Consider the following 26,227-nt stretch of genomic DNA (forward strand, 5'->3'; position numbering starts at 1 on the left):
GATTCAAATCGGCGGATACGAGAAGAACTAGTATGACCGAAGACGACACGCACGACCACGTCGTACCCGGGAGTGACGAAGAAATAGACACCCTCGACGTTCGCGGCTACGACTTCCGCGAACCGTTCGATTTCGGTGACCTCTTGGAATCGTATGCAACGACGGGCTTTCAAGCGACACAACTCGCTGAAGCCATCGACATCGCAGAACAGATGCAGGCCGAGGATGCGACCGTCTATTTAACGTTCACCTCGAACATCATCTCCTCCGGTCTCCGTGAGGTCGTCGCGTACCTCGTCCGTGAGGGTTACGTCGATGTACTCATCACGACATCCGGGTCGCTCACCGAGGACGTTATCAAGACCGCGAAACCGTTCAAAATGGGCGAATGGGACGCCGACGAAGGCGAACTTCGGGAGCGAGGAATCAACCGCCTCGGAAACATCTTCGTCCCCTCCGACCGGTACGTCTGGTTAGAAGAGTACCTCTATGACTTCTTCGACGACTTCTTCGCGGAGGAGAAAGTTCGGACGCCGACGGCGTTCGCACGCGAATTAGGAGAAACGCTCGACGACGACGATTCGGTGCTGAAACAGGCCGCGGACAACGACGTCCCCATCTACTGTCCCGCGCTGACGGATGCAGAGGTCGGCAACTTCCTCTACTACTACCGGCAAGGGTACGATTCGGAGGTCGGAATCGAGATTCTGGACGACTACGACTCGCTCATCGAGGACGGTCTACTCGCGGACGAAACGGGCCTCATCGCCGTCGGCGGCGGCGTTCCGAAGCACCACGCTATCATGACGAACCTCTTCCGCGGCGGCGCGGACTACGTCGTCTACATCTCGACGGGCGTCGAAGGCGACGGGTCGCTCTCGGGCGCACCGCCGAACGAAGCAGTGTCGTGGGGGAAAATCAAAAACCACGACACCAACTACACGCAGGTCGAAGCGGAAGCGACGCTCGTGTTCCCGTTGTTGGTCGCTGGTGCGTTTCGGTGAGTTGCAGAGGTAAGAGGAACAAATACGTCGTTTTCGGCGGAAGTAGGTAAGAATCGAATAGCCTCGGATAGTGCGGTTCTGAAAATCGATGAACACGTCTATCGACCGAATATGAACTCACGTTTATCGATGAAACGAACGCCTGTAGCGCCCATAGATTTTTAGTCGCATGACTATGTTATGGTAGCTGTTTTGTTTATCTATGAATCGTTCGGGAGTCAAACAAACTCACGTTCGTGATTTCAGGAAGAAAGAATCGGTATTATTTATTCATCTTCGAACAGTTGCATCTGATAATGAGTAACTCGGAGGACGAGTTCGAATATCTCTTCACCGAAGACATGCTGACGATTCACGAAATCATTGCCGAAAGCAACGACGACACGGAACCCGGAGTCTCTACACCGGCGATGTCGAATATGCAGTGGACAATATTCGAGAGGGACACTTCGGCCAAATGCCGGAGACGATTCACGAGAAAGCATTTCAACTAATGCGACTCCTTGTTGCGAACCATCCGTTCGTCGATGGGAATAAACGGACTGCGCTTGCCGCAGTCGTCTCACTGTACGCGCTGAACGGCTACGATTTAAATTACGGTTCAGAAGTCAAAGACGTTCTCAAGCGACTTGCGACGGACGAGGCAGAAGTCAGCGAAGCAAAGGTAATCGAATATCTCGAAAAGACGACAATTGAACTCCCGGAAGAGTACGAGGCGACGTATCAATTGTGGCTCGACCGAATCGGAAGCGGAGTGTCCCACTCCGCGAGTGACGAACAGAACGGTTATGACTCGTGCGAAACAAGAGAAAAGTAGGAGAATGGCGACCGAAGACACTTCTAAGACGACGGACGCGGATACTTCGGCAAAAGAGGCCCGTCGTCATCTGATTCGTCTCATCACGCGCCAAGACATGGACGAACACGACGAGATTTACGAAGAATTGGCTCGAGAGTAGCGCTCGCACAATTTCTGAGAACGTACAAATGAAAGGCTCTACTATCAGAAAGTGAATTGTTATCACCTGTCGAACGAACGTCTGTAGCTCCCATTCAGGTACATACAATCGTCCAAAAACGACGGCCCGATACGCGTCGAGCGATTCGCTTAGTCGCTGACAATCTGTTGTTCGTCGAACTGCTCACCGGCCTGCGACAGTTCGTCCAGCGCCGATTCTTCCTCGCGGAGGGTTTCCTCTAAGCGGTCGGCGGCCTCGTCGTAGCCGAGTTTGCCAGCCAACGACGCGAGGTTGCCGTAGGCGGCGATTTCGTAGTGTTCGGTTTTCTGCCCAACTTCGATGTTGTACCGGTCGAGAACGTCACCCTCATTTTCTTGTGCGAACTGCTCGTGTTCGTCGATGAGCGCGTCCACGACTTGCTCATCCATCGTTTGAGGCTCCTTGCCGATTTGTTCGAACACCTGCTCCAGTCGGTTGACGTGTTCCTGCGTCTCGTCGCGGTGTTCCGAGAACGCCCGACTGGCGGTTTCGTCGTTCGTCTGCTCGGCGAGCGTCTCCAGCGCGTCGATGAATTGCTGTTCGGCGTAGTACAGTTCCTGAAGGCCGTTGACGAAGAGTTGTTCGATTGAGTCTGTTGTCATGGGTTCTCATCTGCTGTATTTGTTCGCGGAGTCAATGAGCGACGAGGCTACATTCGCAGGCTGACTAAAACGGGGGCGAGAACGGCTGAATCGTATCAGGAACGACGGATGATTCCGTAATAACTGCCGATTACTTCCACGCTCGTTTTGAACAGACCGAGGAGAATTGGTCCGACGAACAATCCCATCGCGCCGAAAAGGTAGGTGCCGCCCACGACGCCGACGAAAACGACTGCAGAGTGCATCTCCGACTGTTGGTCGATTATCACCGCACGCAGGTAGTCGTCCGTGACGGCGACGGACGTGACTCCCCAGATGACGACGAACGCCGCGGATAGCACCTCGCCGTTGATGAAGAGGTAGACGACAGCGCCGCCGAGAACCGGCGCGACCCCGATAATTGGAACGATTGCGAGAACCATCATCACAACCGTAAGGAGGGCTGCTCCCGGCACGCCAGTGAGAAAGAGGCTGATACCCGCGACGAATCCTTGGATGATTGCGACGAGGACGTGTCCTTTGAGGACTGCCCACATCATGTCGTTGGCCGACGTGAACAGTTCGTTGCGCACGGATGGCGCGAGCGGTGTCATTTGTTTCACCCACTTGATAAACCGCGAACCGTCTTTGAGAAGGTAGTAGAAGACGAACACGAGGAGCAAAAATCCGATGACGGCGTCGAAGCTGGTGCGAACGATAGTCGGCGCACGGTCACCGACGTATCCACTCAATCGTTCGGCACTCTGTCGGACAGAGGACTGAACCGGAATCGAGATACCGGTATTCTGGCGAAGAATACGCTCTAGCTGTTGTACGCCGCTGGCTTCGGAAAATCCCTCTAGAAGCGTGGTTCCTCTCGCTAGTGCCGCGTTCAATCCGAACGCCAGCGGAATGAGAACGACGAGGACGACGAGAACCGAAAGCAACCCTGCGGAGAGTCGTGCGCCGATTCGGTTTTCGAGTCGTCGGTGAAGCGGAAAGAACACGAACGCGAGAAATCCCGTTGCGAGTAGCCACGAGAGAAACGGTTCTACGAGCAGCCACGAGAGCATCGCCAGCACGGTCACCAGTATCCATGCGAACACCGTTCGAGCGTCTATCCCCACGGTCCCATCCATACCCACACACGTCTCCTCGAACCGAGGAAGGTATTGTGGGGAGTACTGGCCAGCGCATAGTCACGACCTACGGCGTGAGGACGGTCGGGGCGTATTTAAAAGGCAAAAGTAGCGGGCGTTCGGCCGCTCCGTCGCACTGTTTGCCGACAGTTCCGATGACTTGCGGGTTACCACGTAACGGGCGTGTTAGCGAACGATTATGATTCTCGTTCCCATCTACCAACTCATGGTGTGTCCGTATCTCGAATACGCCGGGGCAACCGACGAAACCGATAGGACGGCGTTCGATGAACCACGCGCCTTCTGCACCGTCATCGACGAGTTCGTCCAACCGATGCGTGCGGACATCTGCAACGACCGCTACGAACTGAGCCACGAGTATCACTGCGAAATCTACCGCGAACACACCGACGGAAAAGACGAACACGCCGCGGAGAAATCCGAATGAGCTACGAAAACTATCTCGGAGACGAACCGCTCATCGTTACGGCGGCGGTGACGGGCGGCGTCCACGGCAAGGAAGCCAACCCGAACGTGCCGGAAACGCCGGAAGAAATCGGGCGTGCCGCCGCCGCAGTCGAGGAGGCGGGTGCTGCAGTGATTCATCTCCACGCCCGGAAATCGAACGGCGAGCGTACGTTTTCGACCGACCGATTTCAGGAGATAGACGACGCGGTCAGGGAACACACCGACGACATCATCATCCAGCATTCGACGGGCGGAACCGGAGCGTCGGACGAAGACCGTCATCTGCCCCTGCGAACCGACCCGCCGCCGGAGATGGCATCGTTGGACATGGGGCCGCTGAACCGGTACGACCACCTCACGAGCGAGAACACGCGAGGACTGGTCAATAGCCTCTACGACGAGATGCAAGAGCGCGGAATCAAACCGGAGTTGGAGGTGTTCAACGACGGCCACCGAAACGAGGTGTTCGGACTGCTTTCGCGCCGCGACCTCGACGAACCGGTCTACGCCACGCTCATCTTCGGGCCGGGGACGCTGACGCGCCCGACGCCGCAGAACTTCCTGAACGCAATCGAGGATTTGCCCGACTGCGCGCTGTTCAACACGCTCGGGTTCGGCAGACACCAACTCCCGTTTGCCGCGATGGGAATCGTGTTCGGCGGCCACATCCGGGTCGGATTAGAGGACAACGTCTACTACCGACGGGGTGAACTCGCAGAAAGCAATGCGCAACTCGTCCGTCGATCAGTGCGCCTCGCGGACGAACTCGAACGAGAAGTTGCATCTCCCGCACAGGCGCGAGAGATTCTTGGATTGTGATTTTGACCATCCTCCGCAATCACGGGATTCAAACCGACTGCACACGACTTTCGACTTGAATGCTTCCCCTGTTTCACGATTTCGCTGGCGAGACAGTCCTCGTTTTCGGCGGGGGTCGCGTCGGCTGTCGGAAAGCCCGGTTTTTCGCGCAGGAAGCAACCGTCATCGTCGTCGGCGCAGAGTTCGCGGGCGAACTACGCGCTGAATCCGTGTCGCAAATCAAAACACGCGTCTCGAAAGAAGACCTTGCGGACTGGTTCGACCGAACTGCGCCCGCGCTCGTCGTCGCCGCGACCGACGACGGCGCGCTCAACAAGGCAATCGAGATAGAGGCCGGGAAACGAGATATCTTCGTCAACCGCGCCGACAGGCACGGGAACAGAGAAATCGGAAGCGTCGTCGTCCCGGCGACGGTGAGAGATGGAGACGTGATTGCGGCGGTCGGAACCGGCGGACGAAGCCCCGCTTTGAGCAAACATCTTCGCCAGCGAATCGAGCCACTGCTTTCGGGCGCAGACCAGATGGCCGAACTGACCGCGGCAATTCGACAAGAACTGAAGGAACGAGACGTTCCCGCGAAGAACCGCCGGGAGGCGGTTCGAGCAGTCATCGATTCTGAAGCAGTTTGGAAGGCTATCGAGTGCGAAAGAAGGAGGAGCGACAGCGACGAAACAAGCGCCCTAAACGAAGCAAAACGAGTCGTCAGTGACGTTCTCAACCGAGACTGACGGTGCCGTCGCCGTGCGGGTTCGGCGCGATTTCGTCCCCGGTTTTCCGGTCGATGACGTGGATGGCGCCAGCATCCTTTTTCGCGGGACAGACCTCCGCGGCGCGGACGTTTGCTGCGAGTTCGCCTTCGCCAATGAAGTACGTTTTCGGCGCGCCGAGTCCGGTCGAAAAGTCCATCTCCCAGTTGTCCGCCACCTCGGCGCATTTTCCAGCACCGAAACAACGCCCGCCCTCGAAGACGATTTTGTACGGTTTTTCCTCGACTGGCGGCGTGTTCGTCACGCGACCCTCCGCAATTTTGAGAGGCTGTCGAGGGCTTCCCCGTCTGCAATCACCGCTTTGGCCATCTCCAATCCGTCTTCGAGCGACTCCGCGTCATTTCCGGCGTAGATTCGGAACGCCGCGTTCAGCGCGACCGCATCGGCGAACTTGTCGTCGCGCTCGCCCGAAAGCACCGCCTCCGTGATTTTTGCGGAGTCGGCGGGAACGTCCGCGACTTCGAGGTCGTCGCGTTCGAACGACATCCCGTAGTTCGCGGTTTCGATTTCGTAGTCGGTCAATTCCTTCGAACCGTCGCTCCACTCGGCGACTTTCGTGTAGCCCGGGCGAATGTCGTCGTAGCCCTCCAATCCCTGAAACAGAATCGCTCGTTCGACCGTCGAAGTCCGACTTTCCCGAAGCGTCTCAATGATTCGCTTCGCAAAGGAGAGATGGTAGAAACTACCGAGGTGAACCCGTGTGTCGGCGGGGTTGGCCAGCGTTTCCACCGTGTTGATGAACGTCCGAACGCCGACCTCGGAGCGACGGTCGGAGAGTGCATCGACGCCGGGGTTGTATCGTGATTGGTCGTAGAATCCGAAGCCGACCGAATCGACCATTTCCGCGCTCGCTTCGGGTTCGAGGTCGGTTTCGACCCCGAGTTCGGCGAGGACGTGCCGGTACGCACACCCTTCGGTCATCGGCACCCGGTCGCCGCTGTGGACGACGACGGGCACACCTGCGGCGGCGGAAACCAATCCCGCGGCCACGCCGAGCAGTGCGGTTTCGCGTTTTCCGTCGTAGTTCGCGCCGCAGTCCACCGGATTCGCGTTGGGGGAAACAGCCTGTACAGAGTTCTCCCGCATGGCGTCGAGGAATCCGGCTAGTTCTTCGGGCGTGTTGCGCTTCCAGCGGTTCGCCACCCAAAATCCGCCGAGTGCGGTCGGGTCGGCGTCGCCTGAGAGGATTCGTTCGAAGGCCGAGTAGGCCTGCTCGTAGCTCATGTCCTCCGCGGATTTCGGGCCGGAACCAACCTCCGACATTAGGTCTCGTAATTCTCCCTGCGCCATCACTCCACACCCCTGTCCGAAACTGCCGTCTCGGGTGCGGGCGCGAACCCGACCGACGGCGCGCCTTGAAGGTATTCGACGACCTTGTCCCGGACGGTCACCACGTCGCCGACGACGGTGACTGCGGGCGGTTCGATGCCGACTTCGTCCCGCCGTTCCACGATGGTTCCGAGCGTTCCAGTGACAGTGAACTCGTCGTCGCGGGTCGCACGCTCGACCATTGCAACTGGAGTGTCTTCGGCGACTCCACCTGCTCGAAGCGCCGCCACGTTGTCCGGAAGTCTGCCGACACCCATGAGGATGACGAGCGTTCCGCCCGCCTGAACCATCGTAGACAGTGCGTCCCAGTCGAGCGCGCTCTCCGGTTTCGTCGGGTCTTCGTGGCCCGTGAGGACGGTGACGCAGGATGCGTGGTCGCGGTGTGTTACTGGAATCCCAGCAACGCCCGGTCCCGCAACCGCGCTCGTGATGCCGGGGACGATTTCGAAATCTATTCCGGCGGCGGCGAGGTGTTCCCCCTCCTCGCCGCCGCGCCCGAACACCGTCGGGTCGCCGCCCTTCAGTCGAACCACGTCCTTCCCGTCGCGCGCTTTGCGAACCAGAAGGTGGTGAATCTCCTCCTGCGTGGTTCGCTCGCCGTCCGGGCCGGGTCGCTTCCCGACGGAAATAATTTCGGCGGCGTCCGAACAGGACTCCACGATTCGGTCGTCCGCCAACCTATCGTGGAGAACCGTATCCGCCGAATCCAGTAGCTTGCGTGCCTTTACCGTCAGCAGTTCCGGGTCACCCGGCCCTGCACCGACTAAGTAGACTGTTCCTGTGTGCATCGTATCATCGCTCCGCTGTGAACTGCTTCGCGCGGCGGTACCGCGCCCGGTAGCGGTTCGCGGGGTCGCTCACCTCGCCGTCGCGGACGGATGAGTCTGAAACATCGTCCACGAACGCCAGTTGCGCTAGTCGCTCGTTCGCATCGCGCCCCGTGGGTCGTTCGAACGTCGGTTCTGTCCTTTCTGCATCTCCCTGCTCCACCGCCAGAAATTCGCGCGCCGCGGCGACGAACAGCGAACACGGCTCTCTGCACGGGAATTCGCCGTCGCCACGGGGAACGTCGATTTCGTCGTTTTCGCTCGCGTCCCACTCTCTACGCTTTCGACACTGCGAATCGGCACAGCAGGCCACAACTGCGTTTTCCAGCGCCTCCCGGTCGAGGTTCCCGATGTTCGCGTAGATTCCGGTTTGACGCTCCGCCGTCTCCTCGAACTGCGTCACGTCGAGGCTGTCCTCGCGCTCCAAATTCCAATTAGCAATCGTCGCGGGGTACACCCAATCCACGACGCGATAGAGTTCGTCCGGATTTCCTGTTTCGAACGACCACCCAGTCGGCAGGGTCGGGGCGGTTCGGAGCGGGCGGTAGTCGCCGTCGTCCGTGAACCGCGACAGGTCGCGTACCACGGTCGGGTCGCGGTAGATGTCGAGAGCGGAGGAATCCTTTTCTCGGTCTTCGACGTGGCGAACTTCGTATTCGCGTTCTCCATTTTCGGTCAATCGAATCAAGATGGACAGTTGCCCCCACGTTTTGATGACTTCGGCTTCGGTTTGGGGTTCTGAAATCGGCCGACTCGCACTTTCCACCCATTGCAAAAACTCACGGCGAGGTTCGAATGCCGAATCAGTTTCATTCGATTTGGTTACACTCTCGCTCTCCGATTCCTCGATTTCCGCACCAGCATCCATCGCGCGTTCGAGAACCACGTCGGCGACGAGGGGTTCCGTTCCGACTGCACCAGCATACCAGACGGTTTTCCCGTCAACTTTGGCAGGAACGTCGTAGCCAGCGCGTGCGTCGTCGGTCAGCCCGATGTCCTCGGGAATATCCTCCTGCGTGTGGTAGCCATCCGCGATGAACAGCGGGACGACCACGAGTTCGTCGCTCTCGAAGTGCTCGGTGAGATCGTCGATTCGTGGGTCTTCGTCCATAAACAGCGCGCGAACCTCGTCAAATCGTTTCTGTTCGCGGAGGCGGTCTGCGTGAGCCTGTGTCGCTCTCGCGCTGTTTTCGTTGCGCTCGGTGCCGTGACCGACGACGGCGAGGCCGACGCCGGAACCGACGTTCGGATTGTTCGTCACGCGCTCGGCACGCCGGGTGATGACCTCCGTCATCGCCTCGTGGGTGCCGACGGGGTCGGTGTAGTGAACTGACTTGTCCACGTCGAGATTCCAGCCATCCGCGATTCTGAGTTCGCGGGGAATCACCTGCTCGGTAAAATAGCCTTCGCTGGTGAACAGCGGGACGACGTACACGTCGTCCTGTTCGACGGTTCGAAGCACCTCGCGGGGTGAGGGTGCTTCTTTCCAAAATGCCTCGTGGACGGCGTCGAACACACCGTGCGAACGGATTTCGTCGGCGTGGTCGTACAGCGGTCGGGCGGATTCGGGGTCAAGATGCGACCCGTGCCCGACCAGTACGAGTGCAGTGCTGTTCATTCTTCGACCGTTTCCTCGTCTTCGTCCGCGTCTCGTCGCTCGGAGAGGTGTTCCCAGATTTCGGTACAGCCGCTCCCGTCCGGGACGTCCTCCAAGTGGTCGTCCGCGTGGCCGTCGGTTCGGCTATCGGTCACGTCTCGACACCTCCCGATTCGTCGGTTCTGCGACTGTGTCGTAGAGGTACCGGCGTTCGTCGCTGTCGTTGCTTCTCATCACCTCCCGATTTACGGTACGACTCCTAAACGGTGCGTCTTGGCGTAATACCAGCCGATGCTCCTACGTCACGGTAATATTCGAGGATAACTCTGACGGGCATAAACGGCTTACTTTTGGGTTTCGTCCCGACACGAAATCCGAGCCGGCGGGTTTGCCGGTCGTGACGCGTCATCCGACGCGGCGTAGATTGCGACTGCCGACGCGTTCAGGTCACGCGCTGTCCGATGTGCTGGCATGACTATCGCGGTTCGCACGCTGGACGAGGGTGCGTGGGTGAACGTGGAAAACACTCGAATCGTCGGCGTGAGCAACGTTTGGAAGCTGGCTCGCCACGATGTTTGCGACTGCGATGTCGCCTTTTTCGTGGTCGAAGTGTTCACCGACGTGGGTGTCGATGGTCGCTGGGTCGAAGCCCGCGCCGGGGGTCAGTGCATTGGCTGTGGCGAACACGGAACCACGGGCTGGCTCCAAATCGGAAAAATGGGTGAAAATCGTTTCCGCCCTGTCGAAGTCGAAGGCGTCCATTCACCGCAGTAGCCAACTTCCGACTTCTGCCCGTGTCGCACCTCTCCGAAATTGTTGCCGGTATTCCCGACCCCCGGCGGACATTGACGGGGAGCGCGGGGGTTTACGGGTGGGTTTTGTACGATTTCCCATGCCGACCGACGTGGAGAAATGGAAGGACGAACTGTACGGCGAGGAGATACGTGAACACATGCTCCGGTTCGCCGAAGAAGGCTGGGACGCCATTCCGGACGACGAACACGACGCATGGTTCGAGCGGTTCAAATGGTGGGGCCTGTACCATCAGCGCGACGGGCAGGAGAGCTACTTCATGATGCGAATCGGGCCGCCGAGCGGCGTCCTCTCCCCCGGTCAACTGCGCGTCATCGGCGAAATCGCGCGCGATTTCGCCGTCGGCCCGGCCGACAATCCCGAGTTCGGAAACGGCTACGCCGACGTAACGACGCGGCAAGCGGTGCAATTGCACTGGGTCAACATCGAGGACGTGCCGAAAATCTGGGACAGGCTGGAGGATGCGGGACTCTCGACCAAGCAGGCCTGCGGCGACTCGTGGCGTAACATCGTGGGCTGTCCTGTCGCTGGCAAGGACAAACGCGAGTTCGTTGACGCGCTCCCCGTCGTGCAGGATTTGAACGAGAATTTCAAAGGAAATCCGAAGTACGAAAACCTTCCCCGGAAGTGGAAGGTGTCCGTGACAGGGTGCCGGGAAGGCTGTGGACAGGGCGACATCAACGACATCGGCATCGAACCCGCCGAGAAGGAAATCAACGGAGAGGCGGCTCGCGGCTTCAACGTCCGCGTCGGTGGCGGACTCGCTGGACGCGAACCGAGATTTGCACGCGACATCGACGTGTTCGCGGAACCCGACGAAGTCGTTCCGGTTCTGGGTGGCCTCTCGGGCCTGTTCCGCGATTACGGCAACCGCGAGAACCGCCGACGCGCCCGCATCAAATTCCTCGTGGACGAGTGGGGAACCGAAAAAATCCGAAAGGTGTTGCAGGAGGAGTACGTCGATTTCTACCTCAAAACCGCTGGCGATGACCTCCGCGAGGAGTATTCGTACAACGCCGGAGTTCCGGACGACCACGGCCACGCAGACCACGTCGGCGTCCACGAACAACCCGATGGCAACTACTACGTCGGGCTGAACGTCCTCGTCGGGAGAGTGGGCGCGGAGGACATGATAGAGATGGCCGACATCGCCACGAAGTACGGTTCCGGCGAGGCGCGACTCACCCAGCGTCAGAACATCATCCTCACCGACGTTCCGGAAGACCGCCTCGACGCGATGCTTTCCGAACCGCTGTTCGACCGCTACAGTCCCGACCCGCATCCCTTCCAGCGCGGGTCGATTGCCTGTACGGGAACGGAGTTCTGTTCGCTCTCTATCGTGGAGACGAAGAACCGACAGGTGCGCCTCTCACGCTGGCTTCGGGACAACGTCGAACTGCCGGAGGACACCGAGAATTTCCATATCCACCTCTCGGGGTGTACCGCCTCCTGCGCCCAACCGCAAATCGCGGACATCAGCCTGCGCGGGATGAAAACCAGAAAGAACGGCGAAGCGGTCGAAGCCCTCGACATCGGCGTCGGCGGCGGACTCGGCCAAGACCCGAGCTTTGCGACATGGATTCGGGAGCGAATCGCCGCCGACGAGGTTCCGGGCGCGATTCGGAACTTGATTCACGGCTTCGCGGAGGAACGCGAAGATGGCGAGACGTTCCGCGAGTTCGTGCAGGCTCGCCACGAGGACAGACTGGAAACCCTCGCCAAGCCCGAGGAAACCTCCTACGACGACCCGTACATGCACAACACGAAGAAGACGTGGTATCCATACGCCGAGGACGACGCGATGGAGGCCAGTCCGGCCCCAAACAGCCCGGACGACGCGATTTCAGGGGACGACTGAGATGGCAGACCGCGTCCTGTCGGTGAACGCCTACACTACGTTCGACCTCATCGACGCCGTCGCCGAAGGTCATGGCTGGACAGAGGAGGCCGTGGGGGTTCTGAACGTCAAAACGCCCCGCGGCGAGGATGCACCCGACGAGGTACTGCTCCAACTCGAACTGGACAACACGGGGTTGGAACATCTGCCTGCTCATGCCGACACGGTTACTCTGTCGCCGGAACAGGCACGGGAGTTGGCCGGGGAGTTTGAGCGGTGTGCTAATGTCGCAGAGAAAAAATAGCAACGGTCAGTTATTGAACTTCTGCGCGACTGAACCGCCAATAGCCGATAGAGAGTGGAAATGCAACCCAGAGGAACAGAACGACAAACCCGAACACATTCTCGGGAACGTTCATCGGGACTGTGATGGCAGCGTCTGCGTTCGGGTTTCCGGACTCTAGCAGTTCGAGCAGAATCCCACGACTTGCCTGATAGATCTTCACTGGATTGACCCGCTGGACATACAGATACCATGTCGGGCCATCAGCGAAGGCGATGGGCTTCAGGCCTCCCATCGACGCACCATCTGCGAACAGGTAGGCAAGAATCGGGAGTACGTTCTGTTGCCAAAAGAAATGCGTTATCGCGTACAAGCCGAACACACCACCGACTGCCTGGAATCGAGTCGTTGCCGCCGCGGAGATGCCGACACCGATACCAACCCAAACCAACCCGTAAAGTAGCAAAAGTGCAGTGTGTGCCATTAATTGCGGTAGCGCAACCCCACTGTGTAGCACGATATTCAGCGCAACGAGAAGGAATACGGAAGTCAACAGCGCAATAGTAAACACTATCGAACGCCCGAGAAGCTTCCCGAACAGGATTTCACGCCTCGTCGTAGGGAGTCCGAGTAGAAATCGAATACTACCCGATTCTCGTTCACCGACAACTGCTTTGTACCCCGAAAGTAATGCGATAATCGGCATAAACCGGAAGAGGTTCAGTGGAATATTTTCGGCGACAACTCCTAACGATGCCGGTGGCGGTGCGTTCAGGTACATCGAGATTGTGGAAGAAACTGCCATCAGCACCAACGTCACGACTGCACCCCACAACATTCGAGATCGGATAGAATCCATGAGCTCCTTCTTTGCAATTATTAGTGAGTGTGATTTCATATCGTGGCCTCCTGTGAGTGTTTTTCCGCGGTGTATTCCACGAACAATTCCTCTAACGATGTTTGCTCGATTTCGACATTTCGGATAGTCGTTCCTGTTCGGTTCACTTCGTCCAGTACTTGGGTCTTTGCCTCTGGCGTTGAGTACGAAATTTGGAGTGTCGAATCGAAGACGAAAACGTCGCTGACGCCGTCTATTTCCGTGAGTCGATGAGACTCGGGAATCATATCGACCGAGAGAACAAGCGTTTCGCGTGTGCTGGCTTGTTCGTGCAGTGCCTCAATGGTGTCCACAGCAATGAGTTCGCCATGGTTCATAATACCGACACGGTCACAAATCATCTTGACTTCTTGCATAACGTGGCTTGAAAAAATCACGGTTGCACCGCGCTCTTTTTCCTCTCGTATGATGCTTCGCATCTCCCGGATTCCGTGTGGGTCGAATCCAGACGATGGCTCATCTAAAATCAGTAGGTCTGGTTCGCCGACGAGGGCAATTCCGAGGCCGAGCCGTTGGCGCATTCCCTTCGAAAAATTTCCGACAGGGCGGTTTTCCTCGTTCACCAGTCCGATTCGCTCCAAAATGTCTTCTGCCGAGGTATCACAGGATTTCATCTGCACGACGAACTCTAAATGTTCGCGTGCCGTGAGTCGGTCATAAAGTCCGTAACCTTCAGGGAGGATTCCCATTCGCTCTCGTATTGTGCGCGCTTCCATCCACGGATTACGGCCGAGTACTGATGCATCACCCGCAGTCGGTTGGAGGAAGTCTAAAAGCAGATTCAGCGTGGTTGATTTTCCCGCTCCGTTCGGACCAAGGAGTCCAAATATCTCGCCTTCTTTCACAGTAAGGTCAAGATTGTGAACCGCGGTCACCTCGCCGAATCGCTTTGTTAGGGCTCGCGTTTCGATAGCAGTCATATATGTGTTCTAGTGTACACAGAACGGTTCTGAACTATTCTTTTCAAATATATCGTATAACTATTTTCTAACATTTTATGTATATTCTTTTATTAATATATCGTAGTACTATTTAAATGTCTAACTCTTAGACACTATTAATGTTCTCCTACGAATGTGTCCGTATTTAAATATGGCTCTACGAAACGTAGCGTCAAACACTATTCAGTGGGTTAATTTTATTGTTCACAAATGTATTAATTTCTATTGTATGGTAGAAGATGAAAATTCAGATGGTAGACTAATTCGAAACAGACGAAGTTTCCTGAAAAAAGCAGCAACAACCAGTGCATTAGGATTCACGGCTGTCGCTGGCAGTTCTGGGTCTGCCGTTGCAACAAGAAAGGGGCCGAGCGTCAAACAAAAGCCACTCCAGCGAGAAGCGATTCTCATTTTCAGAAGGTTTGGTAGCGACCTCCTCACACTACTTGCAGAGGAAGGGTTATTGGAAAGAGGTGCTGTCTTGGAACTCCCACTCGACAAACCTGCAGATTACGGCGCGGTCGCTTCCAAGTCTACCGAGGGAGTCAATTTCGCGGCATGGGACTCAGAACATGCTGATGAGTATCGTGCGGTAAAGCATCTCGCAGAGGGTATTCTTTCTGTTGCAATCCAACCGGCAGAAGATCATGCCTACGCATTTTATGAGCCATACGATACGGATAAAACGTATATCGCAAAAGCAGGTCACGGGATGGAAAACGTAGAGACATCAAGCCATAGTTGCAACGACGAATGCTACTGTGTAGACCAGTGCGGAAACTCCGTCTGGGCAGACCGTTACTGCTGTGTTCTCTACCCATGTGAGACGGATACGTCGTGTTCATGGAACACATATTGTGACTGTTGTAACGGCTGTTCATAGAGCGAAATTCGTTCATTTTTATCGTAGTCGAAGTTACAATGCCCATAACCACTCCGTAACACGCCATTTAACTGCTCTATAACTTTAGGTATGGGTGTTCTTTCCCTTGACGGGGATGATTCACTATGCCCCAACCACAAAACGGCGATAGAGATCGTAACGACAGCAGTCAACGAACCACACAGAAAGAAACTGCTGGACAGGGCAGTGCAAACCAGCAACCACAAGCGCAGGACAACCGTCGCAAAAACGAGAGTTCGTCGAACTGGCTCGCGAAGACCGGCATGATGTCGGGACTCGCAGTCGTTGGCTTCGTGTTGTTGCTGTTCGCACTCGGCCAGGCCGTCGGTTTCGACCTGCTGGGGCTGTTCGCGGAAGCGGTCAGTTCCCAGACGGGACGCTGGCTCGTCGTCGCGCTCTTCGCCCTGCTCCTCATCGGAGTAGCTGAGCGGGGACTTCGCGGCACGCTTCGCCGCGTCTAACGTTCCCCGGCTCGATTTTGTTAAAAGTGAACGCTGGCACGCGGTTTTCTCAATCCATTCGAACCGTCGCACAGCCGCAGGTGACGACCGGGTCGAGTAACTCATTGACCGGCATCGCCTCTCCACAGTCTGTGCAGACGACATGTGGCTCCGAACGTCGCTGTCGTTCTCGATAGTATTTGACTGCCCGTGTGCCGATTACTGCGACGGCACCTGCTCCAACCGCGCCCATCAAAATCGTGTCAAGTGTGCTTTCGCGTGCCATGGTGAGGCAAGGATAGGCCAGTACCTTAAAGCTACTGCTGGATTTATACATAATATACTTTTCGGCCACGAACACCCTTCCGAAAGACAAGCGGTTCATATAAAAATAGGTTCGCCGTAGAACGATTCGTATGATATCCCTCACTGGGTCAGTTGTCGGGTTCGTCGTGAGCCTGCTCATCGGCGCGCTCGGCATCTACATCGGTGCACGAGTCGTGACGGGAACCGACGACTACGGATACGCGCTCATCACGGCCATCGTCGGGTCGATAGTTGGCGTCATCGTCGCGTTCCTCCTCGGTTGGCTGTTCGGTTGGATAGTCGTCCTCATCGCGTGGATTTGGGTCATCAACTTCCGCTATCCCGGCGGATGGGGCAACGCGATTGGAATCGCGCTCATCGGGTGGCTGTCGGTCGTCGCCATCACCTACGCGTTGGCCATTCTGGACGTTCTGACGTTCAACACGCTCGGCATTCCGGCGGTCTAATCGCCTAATTCTTCTCCGAGCAAATCCACCGCATTCCGAACAGCGCCGACTGAGGACAGATACCCCGCGCCGACCGTCGTTTTGAGTGCTTTCGCTGGCCTCCCAGTCACGACCGTCGGGCCGACTTGGGCAACTGCACCGTCCCCCACGGAAACCAGCCATCCCGGCGAGTTGAACGAAAACTGGTCGAGTCGCGGTTCGAATACGTCATCATCGTCGTCATTCGTGTCCTCCACCAGTCGCGCGATATTCGTTGCGACGACTCTCGCCTCTCGAATCGCGGATTGGGCGCTCGCCGGAACCGCTTCCCCCTCGGCGTCCACGACTGTTCCAGCATCGCCGACGACGAAGGTTCCGTCGCCGAGTCGGAGCGTGCTATCGACCTGCGGCCGGTCGCCGCCGAGTGCATCCGGGCCGCGAATGCCGCCCGTCCAGATGAACTGGTCGTAGAGAAGCGCGGTTCCGTCGGCCAGCGTGATTTTTTCGTCTTCTGCACGTTCGACGGCGGTTCCGGTTCGAATCTCCACATCGCGCTTTTCCAGTTCTTTTTGGACTGCCTGCTGGAAATTGGCGGGGAACGAGGGCGCGACGTTGCCGAACTGCTCAAGAAGCACGATTTCCGTGTTCATTTCCTCCTCGCGGGCGAGCGCGGCGAGTTCGCCCGCGACCTGCACGCCCGACAGTCCTGCACCGCCGACCACGATACGACCGCCGTCGTTGTCGAAGAACTCCTCCCGAATTGCTTCGGCGTGGTGTAATCGCTTCAGGGGAGTTGCGTACTCTTCGACACCCGGTAGGTCGTAGAAGGCGGTTTCCGCGCCGAGACAGACTCCGGCGTAATCGTATTCGAGTACGTCGGTATCTCCGTCCGACCCCAGTATGATTCGGTTTTCATCCACGTCCATAGATTCGACTCTCGCCTCTCGAACTTCGCAGCCAAGTACGTCTTCGAGGGGAATCGAAATATCGTCGGCCAAGGACGGTCTGCGGATGACGCGGTGAAGTTCGTGTTGCACCAGATGCTTCCCGGTCTGCTCGACGACGACGAGGTTCGCGTCGTCCGGAAGGGAGCGTTCGAGCTTTCTGGCGAGGGTAAGACCGGCGTAGCCAGCGCCGAGGACAGCAACCTGCATAGAAGAAGATAGGTACAGGAGGGCTAAAGGCGTACTCCCCGCTAGAACTGGGATTCTGTTTCAGTGATAGAACAGAGGTTCGGGTTCGTCTTCAGAACAGAGCTTCACTTTCGGGGAGAATTTCGGCAGGGCCGCCGACCTTCCAGCGCATGGTTTCGACGCCGCAGTCGGCAATGACCTCTTCCACATGCTCTTCGTGTTCCGCCGTCGTGTTGACGTAGACGCTCGCGCCCGTGTCGGTGGAGAAGTAGACCGGAACGTCTTCTTTTTCGCGCAGTCGCCGCACTTCGTTGAAGATTTTGATGGTTTCCGGTTTCCAGTACACCCACCCCGCCGGGCCGGTCATGGTCGTCGCGGCGAGGGAAAGCGAGTCGTGTTCCGCCGTTTCGAAGACGCGGTCGAAGTCGCCCTCGCGCAAGGCGTCGCGCATCTCCACGAGTTGGTCGTGGATGTGCGCCAATCTGGCCTCGAACATGTGGCTGTCGGCGGCCTCGCGGTGGGCTTCCTCGGTTTCCTTGTACGCCGGAACCAGTCCGGCGACGATTCGCACGTCGTCTTCGAGCGGCGATTCGAGTCGTTCGGAACGGCAGTCCTCGTCGTTCAGTCCCATGTGCAGGTCGGAGAAGCCACCCGTCACAGCGCGCGCCGCGGAGGATGACCCGAGGCGCGCGATAGTCGAAATGTCGGGGCGCGAGAGGTCGAGTCCCGCGGCCTCCGCGCTGGCCATCGCGGCGGCGGCGAACCCGGACGAGGAAGAACCGAGGCCGACGTTCGACGGGAAACTGTTCTCGCTTTCGAGGCGGACGCGAGTGTCGATGTTCGCGAGTTCACGCACACGCGAGACGACAGTCTCGACGCGCTCCGACTTGCGGCCAGTCAGTTCCTCGCCGTCAACGACGAAGGTGTCGGAGTCGAGTGATTCGTCGAACTCAACGGTCGTTTTCGTGTGGCTTGGGGCGGTACAGACGCTGATGCTGTCATGATAGGGGTAACGCTCTTCTTCGTCGCGCATTCCGTGGTACTTGACGAGTCCCTGAATCGGGTGGGCCTTCGCGGTCGCTTTCATACGTCGATGGGTGTGTGACGGGCGTTTAAACTCTCTGGAATACGGTAAGGGGAGAACGAAGGAGAAACGTGTGGATTTGTGACCGTCTTTGCGAAAACTGTATTCAGGAGAACAGAAACCACTGCGACTGCAGAAGTCACGACTCCAAACACGCCCTCGCTCGGGCAGTCACTCGTGGCTTCACCACTCGTTCCGTTCTCGCTCGCCCGAATCCACCAGGCCGCCGGGCCGGGCGCGCCAGCGCGCCCGGCCAACCCAAGTTCGGCCTGCCGCTTTCCTGGAAACTCGCCTTCCGACAAACGAGAGCAAGCCAATCAGTCACTTGGCGGGGCCGAGGGCAGTCGCTCTCGGCCCCGCCTGCTGTTCCTGGTGTCTCAAAATCGCCGAGCGATTTTGATGGCAGGGAAGAGCTTGCCTCTTCCCGTGGCAACGGGCGAGCGAAGAGTAAGCGACTGCAAGGAGCGAATGATGAGCGAGGGCGTGACGTAGAGTCGTGATTTGCAAACGACTCGGCTACACCAACCCTGTCCCCACCAATCACAAACAAACCAGTCTCACGAGCGAGCCATCGTTTTTCTCGCAAACATCGAACGACTGAAACCCCATCCCGCTAACCACATCCCATGGGCGTCCAACTCGACACGCAAGAAGAACAGTTAGCGGAAATTCTGGAGCGACTCTACGACGAATATCCGGACGCGACCATCTCGCTCAACTTCTCGACGCGCCACGAACTGCTCATCGCGGTGATGCTCTCGGCCCAGTGTACCGACGAGCGTGTGAACAAGGAGACGGAACACCTGTTCGAAAAGTACCAGTCGGTGTCTGATTTCGCCGAGGCCGACGTGGACGAACTGGCCGAGGATTTGAACTCGATTACCTACTACAACAACAAGGCGAAGTGGATAAACAGCGCGTGCCAGACCATCATCGAGGAACACGACGGCGAGGTGCCGGACACCATGAGCGAACTCACCGACCTGACTGGCGTCGGGCGGAAGACGGCCAACGTGGTTCTTCAGCACGGCCACGACGTGGTCGAAGGAATCGTGGTCGATACGCACGTTCAACGTCTTTCGCGGCGACTGGGACTGACGGAGGAAAAGACGCCGCAGAAAATCGAAACCGACCTGATGTCGTTCGTGGACGAAGATGACTGGCAGTGGCTGACCCACCTGTTCATCAGCCATGGACGAGCAACCTGTACGGCCCGGAATCCCGACTGTGACGACTGCGTGCTGGAAGACATCTGTCCGTCTTCGAAGGTCGATAATGAGATTGACCTCGCCAGCGGCGAGGCGTGGGGATAGAACTCAGGAATCGTTTTTTGGTTTCACTTTCAGTTTACGGAGAGGGCTTATTCGAAATTAGTCAGTAATACAAACATGTTCACTCAGCAGTCTCCAACCGAAATCACGGAAGAAGGAACGTATTGGCTACGAAGTCGGGACGTAAGCGACAGTCCACGAATCGGCGGGGATGGATATTTTTCGAAGTACAGCGTGACCCACCCGGAGAATGTGACGGCCGATGACCTTCCGCCCGCGAACGGAGACGCCGTTGGAAAAATCGACCGCGAAGCACTCGAACAGGAGAAAACGATCGGAAAGTGGCAACTCACCGGCTCGGCGGAAACCATCGATGATCTGTGGCCCAAAATCGTCGTAGACGCCAGCGAGGGCGTGATTTGGGCCGCCAAGGTCATGACTGCGTTCGGTTACGAGGAACTGCCCTACGACGACTACATGATCGTCGTCTACACCCCCAACTACTTCGCAAAACACGACGTTGACCGCGTCCGGGAGCATCTCCGGGACGAACACGATGTGACACACGAACTGTTCTACAAACCGGACATCTACACAGCTAAAGGAATCGTCGCCGAGACGGCCGAGGAGTGGGAGCTTTCGATGCCCGCTCGATACCGGGCGTAGCAATGTGGCGGAAAACTCCGATTCAGAAGTAGTCGGTGTGGAGGATAAGAAACCGAGCCATGCCGAGCACCCACGTCAGAAGCCAGAAGACGATGTAGCCCGCGACACCGGCGCGAAGTCGCCAGCGCCACGAATCCATGTTTTCGTGGAGGTCGCTGATGTCCATGCCGGGATTCGGCGTGCCGTACAAATCGTGGGCGCGCTTGACCTGAAAGATTCTGACGATACCCGTGAGCGCGAGAATTAGCATCGCGTAGGCTTGCAATCCGAGGAAGGCGTGAACCGCCGCGAGGCCGCCGAACTGGCGCTCGAATCGGGGAATCATCCACACCACTGCGGGAACCGTCGTCAGCAGGAGGCCGGTAACGATGAACTTCAGATGATGCGTGAGAACGTTCCACGTCACCGTTTCGGCTTCGATAATTATCCACGCGCCGTAGAGGTAGAACGGAAGACTCGCCGTCACGACTAGCGCGACCACTGATGCAATCGCCGCGTCGCTTACCATAGTCGGTGGTTAGGCTGGGGCGCGTTAAACCGTCCGAAACGTCGGTCAGGACAGAAGATGTTTAGCCGTCGAAGCGTAACGTCCGAACAATGGCTGACTCCGACAGTGGGACGCAGGGCGCAGGGGAAGACGCGCCGGAGGAATCCCGCGAGGAACTTCGCCGCGAGGTCGATGAGAAGTACGACTTCGAGGATTTCGGCCCGGAAGATATGGCGGAGATGTCGCTCGAAGAGTGGGAGGCCGCGTTCGACCCGGATACGTGGATTACGGGCAGGGAACTGCTCGACCGGGTCGAGGCCGACCTGAAACATCGCGTCGCAATTCGGGAGGTATTCGCCGTCATCGAGCGAACTTCACACGAAGGGGAACCATTGTTGGTCGCCTATTCGGACGAAGGCTACGCCGTGGTCTATCCCGACGGAAGCGTCGAAGGGCGCGGAACCGTCCTCCGCGACGTGAAACCGACGGTTGCGCTGGCGTCGATGGAAGAGTACGACGTGCCGGAGATGCCGGAAGGCGAGCAACTGCCCCACCCCGACGAGGTACCGGAGGGGAGCGGCGAACTCGGCAACAAGTTGATGCAGACGATTGCGGCCATCCACGTCGTCGCCGGATTCGGGATGATGATTGCGTGGTTCCTCGTCTACTTCGAAATCGTTAGCGTTTCGGACAATATCCAAGACGGCGCACCACTGTTGGCACTCGTCGGCGGGGGCTTTTTCGTCTTCGGATTTTTCGTCCTGCTCATCGTGGCGAATGCCCGACTTTCCGACAGATTCCGGTCGGAAGAGTACCGAAATCGCCTGCGTTCCGCTGGCGTGGATTCCGACTATCGACCCGACTTTCTCCGGGAAGAAGAAGAGGAACGAGACGACTGAACCGGCGGGAGCAGTTCCCAAACTGTCGATGTGGGCACTCCCGGGGCATCGGTGGGTTTAAGCAAGTCCCATCCTGACCAACACATGTATGAAGAGGCGGGAATTTCTACTGGCGGCCAGCGGCGTTGCTGGCGGAACTGCCGCGGCGGCGGTACCCGCTGGTGCGCAGCAGACGACAACGTCTGGAGGTGGCAACCAGTCCGGCGGCAACGGGACTGGCGGCACCCAGACGACGACGTCAGGCGGTGGCAACCAGTCAAATGGAAACCAGTCTAGCGGCAATCAATCACAAGGAGGCGGCGGCGGTGGCGGCGGAACGGAGACGGTTATCGTCGGCCCGGGCGGCGAACTCGTGTTCGAACCGGCCGACCTCCAAATTTCACCCGGCACCACCGTCGAGTGGGTATGGGAATCCGACACGCACAACGTGATTCCGACGAGCCAACCCGACGGGGCTGGCTGGGAAGGAAGCGGCAGTGAAGGAGAGACGTTCGACACGGGTCACACGTACAGTCACACCTTCGACACCGAAGGCTCCTACGAGTACGTCTGTATTCCACACGAAACCGCTGGCATGACCGGCACAATCACGGTCGGTAGTGGTGGCGGTGGCGGTGGCGGCGGCGGTGGCTCTGCGGAAGCCGACCCGGAACACATGGGCGTGCCGTTTCAGGCACACTACGTTGGAATTGCGACGATTCTGATGATGATCATGTCGCTCATCTTTACGTTCTTCTTCCTGAAATACGGCGAATCACCACACACCAGCGGAGGGAACAGATAAATGTCCTCGTCAGGAAGCACATACGGCGACATACACCGATACGAACCGGCGCGAGAAAGCACGACGGCCGCCATCGCAATCGTCCTGTTGACGATTATCGAAGTGGTGTTCGTCGGCTTGTTCACCTACGGTCTTCTCAACGGATGGGGACTGACCGAACTCGGTAACATGTACCTTGGTGGCGTTCTCGCCGTCATCTTCGTCGACCTCGCGTTCATCCTCATGCTGTATCGCAAGGAGTTCCTCCCCGACGTGATGATCGTCAAAAAGCGTCGTCGCAAGTGGGAAGACCTCTACGTGCGTGAGGAAGAGCAGTACGGAACCGAGTCGTTCGGAGACGCATGGGAACAGTTCAAACGAGCAGTGTACCCCTACTACAAACGATAAACTATGGCAGGAGACGACAAATATCCAGAGAGCACAGGTCGCCGCCGATTCGTCAAAGGCGTCGTCGGAAGCGCGACGCTCGCCAGTGTTGGCACTGCGGGTGCCGCTTCGCTCACGACGACGACGGCTTCCGCGGGTGCCGGTGGTGGTATTACACAGTTCATGGGGATGGAAAACACGGCAGGGCCTGCACCGCGTGCAATGCCTCAAATCCCTATCGAAATAGACGACGAAGGGTATGTCAAGGGATTCTTCCCGGAAGCATCGACGCGAACGGAGCAGGGTCGAGAAATCACCGTTGCCGAGGCCGACATCGGTGGCATGACCTACTCGGCAAACTGGTTCCAGTACTGCGGCGTCCAGACCTACAAAGGCATCAAGCCGGACGCCGACATGGACAACTACTTCCGCTACAAGGAAGGCGCGAAGTACGAATGGCAGGCGAACGACGTCAACGCCGGGGACAAAGTCCACATCGACGACTTCAGCGATTACCAGTCGTGGGGCAACGGCATCGGTAAATCCGGCCTCGGTAAACCGGCGATGGTAACGTGGCGTTCACAGGACGTTCCCCCGAGCCAGACGATGACCGTCCAGCTCATTCGAAGCACGAACGTCGAACAGATGTCGGGCGAAAGTGAGTGGCTCAAAGCGAGTACCAAAGAAGGCTTCATCGCCAATCTCAACAAATGCACACACTTCTGCTGTGTGCCGATGTTCAAGGGCCTCTCAAACGCCGCGAAGTTCGGTGCCGCGGACGAGATTTACTGTCCGTGCCACCAGTCGGTGTACGACCCCTTCAGCATCGTTAGAAAATCATTCGTGGCGTTGCCACGGCCGGAGGGTGAGTAATGAGTATCGAACGCAAGGACGAACACGACCACGGTGAGTGGCTCCGTGAGAAAGAACTCACCCCCATCGAGACGACGTTCCTCACGACGCTCATCTGGATGGACAAACGGTTCCGCATCGTGGACTACCTCGAAATACTGGAGACGTTGTACTATCGCGTCAACCTCCAGATGCCAAAAAGCCACACCGAGCAGTACGGACTGGACAACAAATTCTGGTACTGGTATCCGCTGTACGCACTGGGTAGCTTCTCGACTATCGCATACGTAGTGGCCGCAGTCAGCGGTGCGCTGCTCGGGTTCTACTACTCGCCATCGACGGCGGGCGACCCCACGGCGGCGTACAACCAGTTGGCGTACATCATGGCCGACCTCAACTTCGGATTCATGCTCCGGAGTATTCACCGCTGGGCCGCACAAGTGATGGTGGCGGCGGTATTCCTTCACATGCTCCGTGTCTACTTCACGGGCGCGTACAAGGAGCCACGCGAGGTCAACTGGATTCTCGGCATCATCCTCATCAGCTTGACGATGGTGTTCGGGTACACGGGCTACCTACTCCCGTGGGACCAGTTGGCGTTCTGGGCGGGACAGATCGGCGTCGAAATGAGCCTGTCGGTGCCACTCGTCGGCGAGTGGGTTGCACAGCTCCTATTCGGCGGCTTCAGCCTGAGCCAGGCGACACTGCAACGGATGTACATCCTGCACGTGTTCTTGCTCCCGTTCGTCGTGACTACGCTCATCGCGGTACACATCGGCATCGTCTGGATGCAGGGCATCGCAGAACCACACTGATACCATGACCGACGAAAACGAACCCGAACCCCGAACCGACGGAAGCGGTACCGGCATCGTCTCGCCGGACGACGAGACTCCCTCGTGGCTTGAGCGGAAGCAGCGCACGCAGGGACTCTCCCGGCTGACATACGAATACTTCGAGCGCTCGCGCAGGGAAGACGAAGACCTGCGACAGGAATCGAGCTACGTCGAACGCGACGTGCTCGCGTTCCCGACGTGGCCCCACGAGATGATTCGTAATCTCTCGATTACGAGTTTCTTCGTCGGGATGATTCTGTTCCTCGCCGCTGCGCTCCCACCTCACCTCGGCCCACCGGCCGACCCGAGTTCGACGCCAGCGATTATCCTGCCCGACTGGTATCTGTACTGGTCGTTCGGCCTGCTGAAGCTAGGGCCACTGAACCCCGAACTCGCCATCCTCGGTGGCGACAAACTGATGGCAGACCGAACCTACGGTGTCGTCGCAAACGGCGTCGTCGTCGGTATCATCGCCATCGTACCGTTCCTGAACAAGGGGAGCGCTCGTCGACCGGTCGAACAACCGTTCTGGGCCGCGGTCGGTATGTTCGGCGTGGTCTTCTCGCTCACTATCAGCACGCTCGCCATCAAGAACCTGATGCCTATCGACTCGCACCTGCTCTTCGACTTGACGTTCCTCCTGCCCATCGCAGCAGGAACCATCACCTACGCGGTGTTGAAGTCGATGCGTGAAGGGTACATGTTCAGCCTCAACCGCCGGTACTACCGCCTGCGACCGCCGAAATAACCCGACTTTCTTTATGTCTTCACGCGACGACGAATCAGAGACTAGCTACTCGGCTTTCGACGACGAGAGCGATGGGAACGGCGAATCGAACGCGAATGAAAGTTCGACCGGTATCGCGTCCCGCGACGTCGTCGTCCCGCTACAACTGTACAAAATCGTCACCGTCTTTTCGACGATGTTCGCGGTCTTCACCGTCGTCGGTGGGTTCATCGCACTGGATTTTGCAACTAACCGGGCGAGCGCGCCGATTTCGGAGGTCAACTATCCGCTTGCGATTTTCGGACTCCTCCTCATCGTGGCGGGGACGGTCGTGTACGCGTTTTCCACTCGCTTCCGCGCTGAGGGAATGGGAAAGTCTAAAGACGACTCCGACGAACCGTCAAACAATGGCTGACGAATTCATAAAGGGACTCAGTATTGCCACCTGTGCGGGGTTCGCGTGGATGGTTCTTTCGGGCTGGTACACGACACCCGGGTTCGAAGACACGCAACTCATCGGTGAGGTTCCGACTGGCCTCGACATGTACGGTAGCCTCGCCATCATACTCCGCGAAGCGTTCTTCTGGTTCGCCATCCTCGGTATGCTGTTCTTCTGGGTCATCATCCCCGGCATTCGCCAACTTCGACTGGCACGACAGTAATCGCGGCGTCGAACCGAAAACGAACTACCAGCAAAACGCATCTACCCTTCTTTCGTCTTCTAA

General features: G+C 57.8%; 37 protein-coding genes and 1 pseudogene. 24 read left to right on the plus strand and 14 right to left on the minus strand.

The features are described 5' to 3' along the window. Positions 1 to 32 precede the first annotated feature (32 nt). The 4 genes from HL45_RS09740 to HL45_RS21220 all read left to right on the plus strand — a co-directional run bounded on the left by HL45_RS09740 (position 33) and on the right by HL45_RS21220 (position 1,963). Positions 33 to 1,004: a deoxyhypusine synthase gene (locus tag HL45_RS09740; RefSeq protein ID WP_049970910.1), complete on the plus strand. Its 972-nt coding sequence runs from the start codon at positions 33 to 35 to the stop codon at positions 1,002 to 1,004. A 296-nt stretch (positions 1,005 to 1,300) separates the two neighbouring features. Then, positions 1,301 to 1,498, plus strand: coding sequence for a hypothetical protein (locus HL45_RS21605; RefSeq protein WP_233274739.1), 198 nt, complete (start codon positions 1,301 to 1,303; stop codon positions 1,496 to 1,498). Then, positions 1,462 to 1,821: a type II toxin-antitoxin system death-on-curing family toxin gene (locus HL45_RS21610; protein WP_368085925.1), complete on the plus strand. Its 360-nt coding sequence runs from the start codon at positions 1,462 to 1,464 to the stop codon at positions 1,819 to 1,821. Before HL45_RS21605 ends, HL45_RS21610 begins: the two co-directional genes overlap by 37 nt. A 4-nt stretch (positions 1,822 to 1,825) precedes the next feature. Continuing rightward, complete coding sequence (locus HL45_RS21220; RefSeq protein WP_162833869.1) at positions 1,826 to 1,963, plus strand: hypothetical protein; 138 nt, start codon at positions 1,826 to 1,828, stop codon at positions 1,961 to 1,963. Between the two features lie 149 nt (positions 1,964 to 2,112). Here HL45_RS21220 and HL45_RS09750 read toward each other — a convergent pair whose 3' ends face one another. Beyond that, positions 2,113 to 2,604 carry a YciE/YciF ferroxidase family protein gene (locus tag HL45_RS09750; RefSeq protein ID WP_049970911.1) on the minus strand — a complete coding sequence of 164 codons (492 nt, stop codon included), beginning with the start codon at positions 2,602 to 2,604 and terminating at the stop codon, positions 2,113 to 2,115. A gap of 95 nt (positions 2,605 to 2,699) precedes the next feature. After that, positions 2,700 to 3,722 carry an AI-2E family transporter gene (locus tag HL45_RS09755; protein ID WP_049970912.1) on the minus strand — a complete coding sequence of 341 codons (1,023 nt, stop codon included), beginning with the start codon at positions 3,720 to 3,722 and terminating at the stop codon, positions 2,700 to 2,702. Positions 3,723 to 3,921: 199 nt separating this feature from the next. Between HL45_RS09755 and HL45_RS09760 the strand changes: the two genes are divergently transcribed. Genes HL45_RS09760 through HL45_RS09770 form a run of 3 tightly spaced genes read left to right on the plus strand, consistent with a single transcriptional unit; the run spans position 3,922 to position 5,737 of the window. After that, positions 3,922 to 4,170 (plus strand): hypothetical protein, encoded by a 249-nt coding sequence (locus tag HL45_RS09760; protein WP_233274741.1) that lies wholly within the window; start codon positions 3,922 to 3,924, stop codon positions 4,168 to 4,170. Continuing rightward, complete coding sequence (locus tag HL45_RS09765; RefSeq protein ID WP_049970913.1) at positions 4,167 to 5,009, plus strand: BKACE family enzyme; 843 nt, start codon at positions 4,167 to 4,169, stop codon at positions 5,007 to 5,009. The genes HL45_RS09760 and HL45_RS09765 overlap by 4 nt, the downstream gene beginning before the upstream one ends. Positions 5,010 to 5,068: 59 nt before the next feature. After that, positions 5,069 to 5,737, plus strand: coding sequence for a precorrin-2 dehydrogenase/sirohydrochlorin ferrochelatase family protein (locus HL45_RS09770; protein ID WP_049970914.1), 669 nt, complete (start codon positions 5,069 to 5,071; stop codon positions 5,735 to 5,737). On the opposite strand, the gene HL45_RS09775 is transcribed toward HL45_RS09770, so the two are convergent. The 6 genes and pseudogenes from HL45_RS09775 to HL45_RS21225 all read right to left on the minus strand — a co-directional run bounded on the left by HL45_RS09775 (position 5,724) and on the right by HL45_RS21225 (position 9,684). Next, positions 5,724 to 6,035 (minus strand): ferredoxin, encoded by a 312-nt coding sequence (locus tag HL45_RS09775; protein WP_049970915.1) that lies wholly within the window; start codon positions 6,033 to 6,035, stop codon positions 5,724 to 5,726. The two genes, HL45_RS09770 and HL45_RS09775, sit on opposite strands and share 14 nt — an antisense overlap. Beyond that, the gene (locus HL45_RS09780; RefSeq protein WP_368085926.1) at positions 6,017 to 7,039 is read right to left on the minus strand and encodes an anthranilate phosphoribosyltransferase; all 1,023 of its coding nucleotides are present in this window, start codon (positions 7,037 to 7,039) and stop codon (positions 6,017 to 6,019) included. The genes HL45_RS09775 and HL45_RS09780 overlap by 19 nt, the downstream gene beginning before the upstream one ends. A 26-nt stretch (positions 7,040 to 7,065) precedes the next feature. Then, the gene (cobA, locus tag HL45_RS09785) at positions 7,066 to 7,893 is read right to left on the minus strand and encodes a uroporphyrinogen-III C-methyltransferase (RefSeq protein WP_049970917.1); all 828 of its coding nucleotides are present in this window, start codon (positions 7,891 to 7,893) and stop codon (positions 7,066 to 7,068) included. A gap of 4 nt (positions 7,894 to 7,897) precedes the next feature. Next, positions 7,898 to 8,698: a DR2241 family protein gene (locus HL45_RS21615; protein ID WP_267879597.1), complete on the minus strand. Its 801-nt coding sequence runs from the start codon at positions 8,696 to 8,698 to the stop codon at positions 7,898 to 7,900. Between the two features lie 33 nt (positions 8,699 to 8,731). After that, positions 8,732 to 9,550: pseudogene (locus tag HL45_RS21620) on the minus strand (CbiX/SirB N-terminal domain-containing protein); the annotation flags it as partial. Continuing rightward, positions 9,547 to 9,684: a hypothetical protein gene (locus HL45_RS21225; protein ID WP_162833870.1), complete on the minus strand. Its 138-nt coding sequence runs from the start codon at positions 9,682 to 9,684 to the stop codon at positions 9,547 to 9,549. The pseudogene HL45_RS21620 and the gene HL45_RS21225, both read right to left, overlap by 4 nt. Positions 9,685 to 10,000: 316 nt before the next feature. On the opposite strand from HL45_RS21225, the gene HL45_RS19935 reads away from it, so the two are divergent. From HL45_RS19935 to HL45_RS09805, 3 genes are all read left to right on the plus strand, one after another. Next, the gene (locus tag HL45_RS19935) at positions 10,001 to 10,303 is read left to right on the plus strand and encodes a hypothetical protein (RefSeq protein ID WP_084156854.1); all 303 of its coding nucleotides are present in this window, start codon (positions 10,001 to 10,003) and stop codon (positions 10,301 to 10,303) included. Positions 10,304 to 10,421: 118 nt separating this feature from the next. Then, complete coding sequence (locus HL45_RS09800; RefSeq protein ID WP_049970919.1) at positions 10,422 to 12,200, plus strand: nitrite/sulfite reductase; 1,779 nt, start codon at positions 10,422 to 10,424, stop codon at positions 12,198 to 12,200. Position 12,201: 1 nt separating this feature from the next. Continuing rightward, positions 12,202 to 12,483, plus strand: coding sequence for a DUF6360 family protein (locus tag HL45_RS09805; protein ID WP_049970920.1), 282 nt, complete (start codon positions 12,202 to 12,204; stop codon positions 12,481 to 12,483). A 10-nt stretch (positions 12,484 to 12,493) separates the two neighbouring features. Here the strand turns inward: HL45_RS09805 and HL45_RS09810 are convergent, their stop codons facing one another. Continuing rightward, a complete protein-coding gene (locus HL45_RS09810; protein WP_084156855.1) occupies positions 12,494 to 13,360 on the minus strand; it encodes an ABC transporter permease in 867 nt (288 codons plus the stop codon). Beyond that, positions 13,357 to 14,280: an ABC transporter ATP-binding protein gene (locus HL45_RS09815; protein WP_049970922.1), complete on the minus strand. Its 924-nt coding sequence runs from the start codon at positions 14,278 to 14,280 to the stop codon at positions 13,357 to 13,359. Before HL45_RS09815 ends, HL45_RS09810 begins: the two co-directional genes overlap by 4 nt. Positions 14,281 to 14,530: 250 nt before the next feature. On the opposite strand from HL45_RS09815, the gene HL45_RS20380 reads away from it, so the two are divergent. Beyond that, positions 14,531 to 15,184 carry a hypothetical protein gene (locus HL45_RS20380; protein ID WP_144240056.1) on the plus strand — a complete coding sequence of 218 codons (654 nt, stop codon included), beginning with the start codon at positions 14,531 to 14,533 and terminating at the stop codon, positions 15,182 to 15,184. Positions 15,185 to 15,309: 125 nt separating this feature from the next. Continuing rightward, positions 15,310 to 15,666 carry a hypothetical protein gene (locus tag HL45_RS09820; RefSeq protein ID WP_049970923.1) on the plus strand — a complete coding sequence of 119 codons (357 nt, stop codon included), beginning with the start codon at positions 15,310 to 15,312 and terminating at the stop codon, positions 15,664 to 15,666. 49 nt (positions 15,667 to 15,715) lie between these two features. Here the strand turns inward: HL45_RS09820 and HL45_RS09825 are convergent, their stop codons facing one another. Beyond that, positions 15,716 to 15,931: a hypothetical protein gene (locus HL45_RS09825; RefSeq protein ID WP_233274743.1), complete on the minus strand. Its 216-nt coding sequence runs from the start codon at positions 15,929 to 15,931 to the stop codon at positions 15,716 to 15,718. A gap of 130 nt (positions 15,932 to 16,061) precedes the next feature. Here HL45_RS09825 and HL45_RS09830 point away from each other — a divergent pair, with 130 nt between their 5' ends. Continuing rightward, positions 16,062 to 16,418, plus strand: a complete 357-nt coding sequence (locus tag HL45_RS09830) for a hypothetical protein (protein ID WP_049970925.1) — start codon at positions 16,062 to 16,064, stop codon at positions 16,416 to 16,418. Here the strand turns inward: HL45_RS09830 and HL45_RS09835 are convergent. After that, complete coding sequence (locus tag HL45_RS09835) at positions 16,415 to 17,551, minus strand: NAD(P)/FAD-dependent oxidoreductase (protein WP_049970926.1); 1,137 nt, start codon at positions 17,549 to 17,551, stop codon at positions 16,415 to 16,417. The genes HL45_RS09830 and HL45_RS09835 overlap by 4 nt on opposite strands. 91 nt (positions 17,552 to 17,642) lie before the next feature. Then, on the minus strand, positions 17,643 to 18,617 hold the full coding sequence (gene mvaD, locus HL45_RS09840; protein WP_049970927.1) for a phosphomevalonate decarboxylase MvaD: 975 nt from the start codon (positions 18,615 to 18,617) through the stop codon (positions 17,643 to 17,645). Between the two features lie 174 nt (positions 18,618 to 18,791). Between mvaD and HL45_RS20385 the strand changes: the two genes are divergently transcribed. From HL45_RS20385 to HL45_RS09850, 3 genes are all read left to right on the plus strand, one after another. Next, complete coding sequence (locus HL45_RS20385; protein WP_144240058.1) at positions 18,792 to 19,106, plus strand: hypothetical protein; 315 nt, start codon at positions 18,792 to 18,794, stop codon at positions 19,104 to 19,106. Between the two features lie 134 nt (positions 19,107 to 19,240). Further along, the gene (gene nth, locus HL45_RS09845; protein WP_049970928.1) at positions 19,241 to 19,927 is read left to right on the plus strand and encodes an endonuclease III; all 687 of its coding nucleotides are present in this window, start codon (positions 19,241 to 19,243) and stop codon (positions 19,925 to 19,927) included. A gap of 75 nt (positions 19,928 to 20,002) precedes the next feature. After that, positions 20,003 to 20,551, plus strand: a complete 549-nt coding sequence (locus tag HL45_RS09850) for a putative phosphothreonine lyase domain-containing protein (protein ID WP_049970929.1) — start codon at positions 20,003 to 20,005, stop codon at positions 20,549 to 20,551. Between the two features lie 22 nt (positions 20,552 to 20,573). On the opposite strand, the gene HL45_RS09855 is transcribed toward HL45_RS09850, so the two are convergent. Then, positions 20,574 to 21,059 (minus strand): DUF7321 family protein, encoded by a 486-nt coding sequence (locus HL45_RS09855; protein WP_049970930.1) that lies wholly within the window; start codon positions 21,057 to 21,059, stop codon positions 20,574 to 20,576. 89 nt (positions 21,060 to 21,148) lie between these two features. On the opposite strand from HL45_RS09855, the gene HL45_RS09860 reads away from it, so the two are divergent. The 8 genes from HL45_RS09860 to HL45_RS09895 all read left to right on the plus strand — a co-directional run bounded on the left by HL45_RS09860 (position 21,149) and on the right by HL45_RS09895 (position 26,164). Next, the gene (locus HL45_RS09860) at positions 21,149 to 21,937 is read left to right on the plus strand and encodes a DUF7319 domain-containing protein (protein ID WP_049970931.1); all 789 of its coding nucleotides are present in this window, start codon (positions 21,149 to 21,151) and stop codon (positions 21,935 to 21,937) included. An 88-nt stretch (positions 21,938 to 22,025) separates the two neighbouring features. After that, a complete protein-coding gene (locus tag HL45_RS09865) occupies positions 22,026 to 22,721 on the plus strand; it encodes a plastocyanin/azurin family copper-binding protein (protein ID WP_049970932.1) in 696 nt (231 codons plus the stop codon). Continuing rightward, complete coding sequence (locus HL45_RS09870; RefSeq protein ID WP_049970933.1) at positions 22,722 to 23,108, plus strand: DUF7318 family protein; 387 nt, start codon at positions 22,722 to 22,724, stop codon at positions 23,106 to 23,108. A gap of 3 nt (positions 23,109 to 23,111) precedes the next feature. After that, on the plus strand, positions 23,112 to 23,960 hold the full coding sequence (locus HL45_RS09875) for a cytochrome b (protein ID WP_049970934.1): 849 nt from the start codon (positions 23,112 to 23,114) through the stop codon (positions 23,958 to 23,960). Beyond that, complete coding sequence (locus tag HL45_RS09880) at positions 23,960 to 24,754, plus strand: cytochrome b (protein WP_049970935.1); 795 nt, start codon at positions 23,960 to 23,962, stop codon at positions 24,752 to 24,754. Before HL45_RS09875 ends, HL45_RS09880 begins: the two co-directional genes overlap by 1 nt. 4 nt (positions 24,755 to 24,758) lie before the next feature. After that, a complete protein-coding gene (locus tag HL45_RS09885) occupies positions 24,759 to 25,523 on the plus strand; it encodes a cytochrome b family protein (RefSeq protein WP_049970936.1) in 765 nt (254 codons plus the stop codon). Positions 25,524 to 25,536: 13 nt separating this feature from the next. Then, positions 25,537 to 25,917 (plus strand): DUF7315 family membrane protein, encoded by a 381-nt coding sequence (locus HL45_RS09890; RefSeq protein WP_233274744.1) that lies wholly within the window; start codon positions 25,537 to 25,539, stop codon positions 25,915 to 25,917. Next, positions 25,910 to 26,164, plus strand: coding sequence for a DUF7314 family protein (locus HL45_RS09895; RefSeq protein ID WP_049970937.1), 255 nt, complete (start codon positions 25,910 to 25,912; stop codon positions 26,162 to 26,164). Before HL45_RS09890 ends, HL45_RS09895 begins: the two co-directional genes overlap by 8 nt. Positions 26,165 to 26,227 lie beyond the last annotated feature (63 nt).

This window comes from Haladaptatus cibarius D43 (assembly GCF_000710615.1).
Classification (GTDB): Archaea; Halobacteriota; Halobacteria; order Halobacteriales; family Haladaptataceae; genus Haladaptatus; species Haladaptatus cibarius.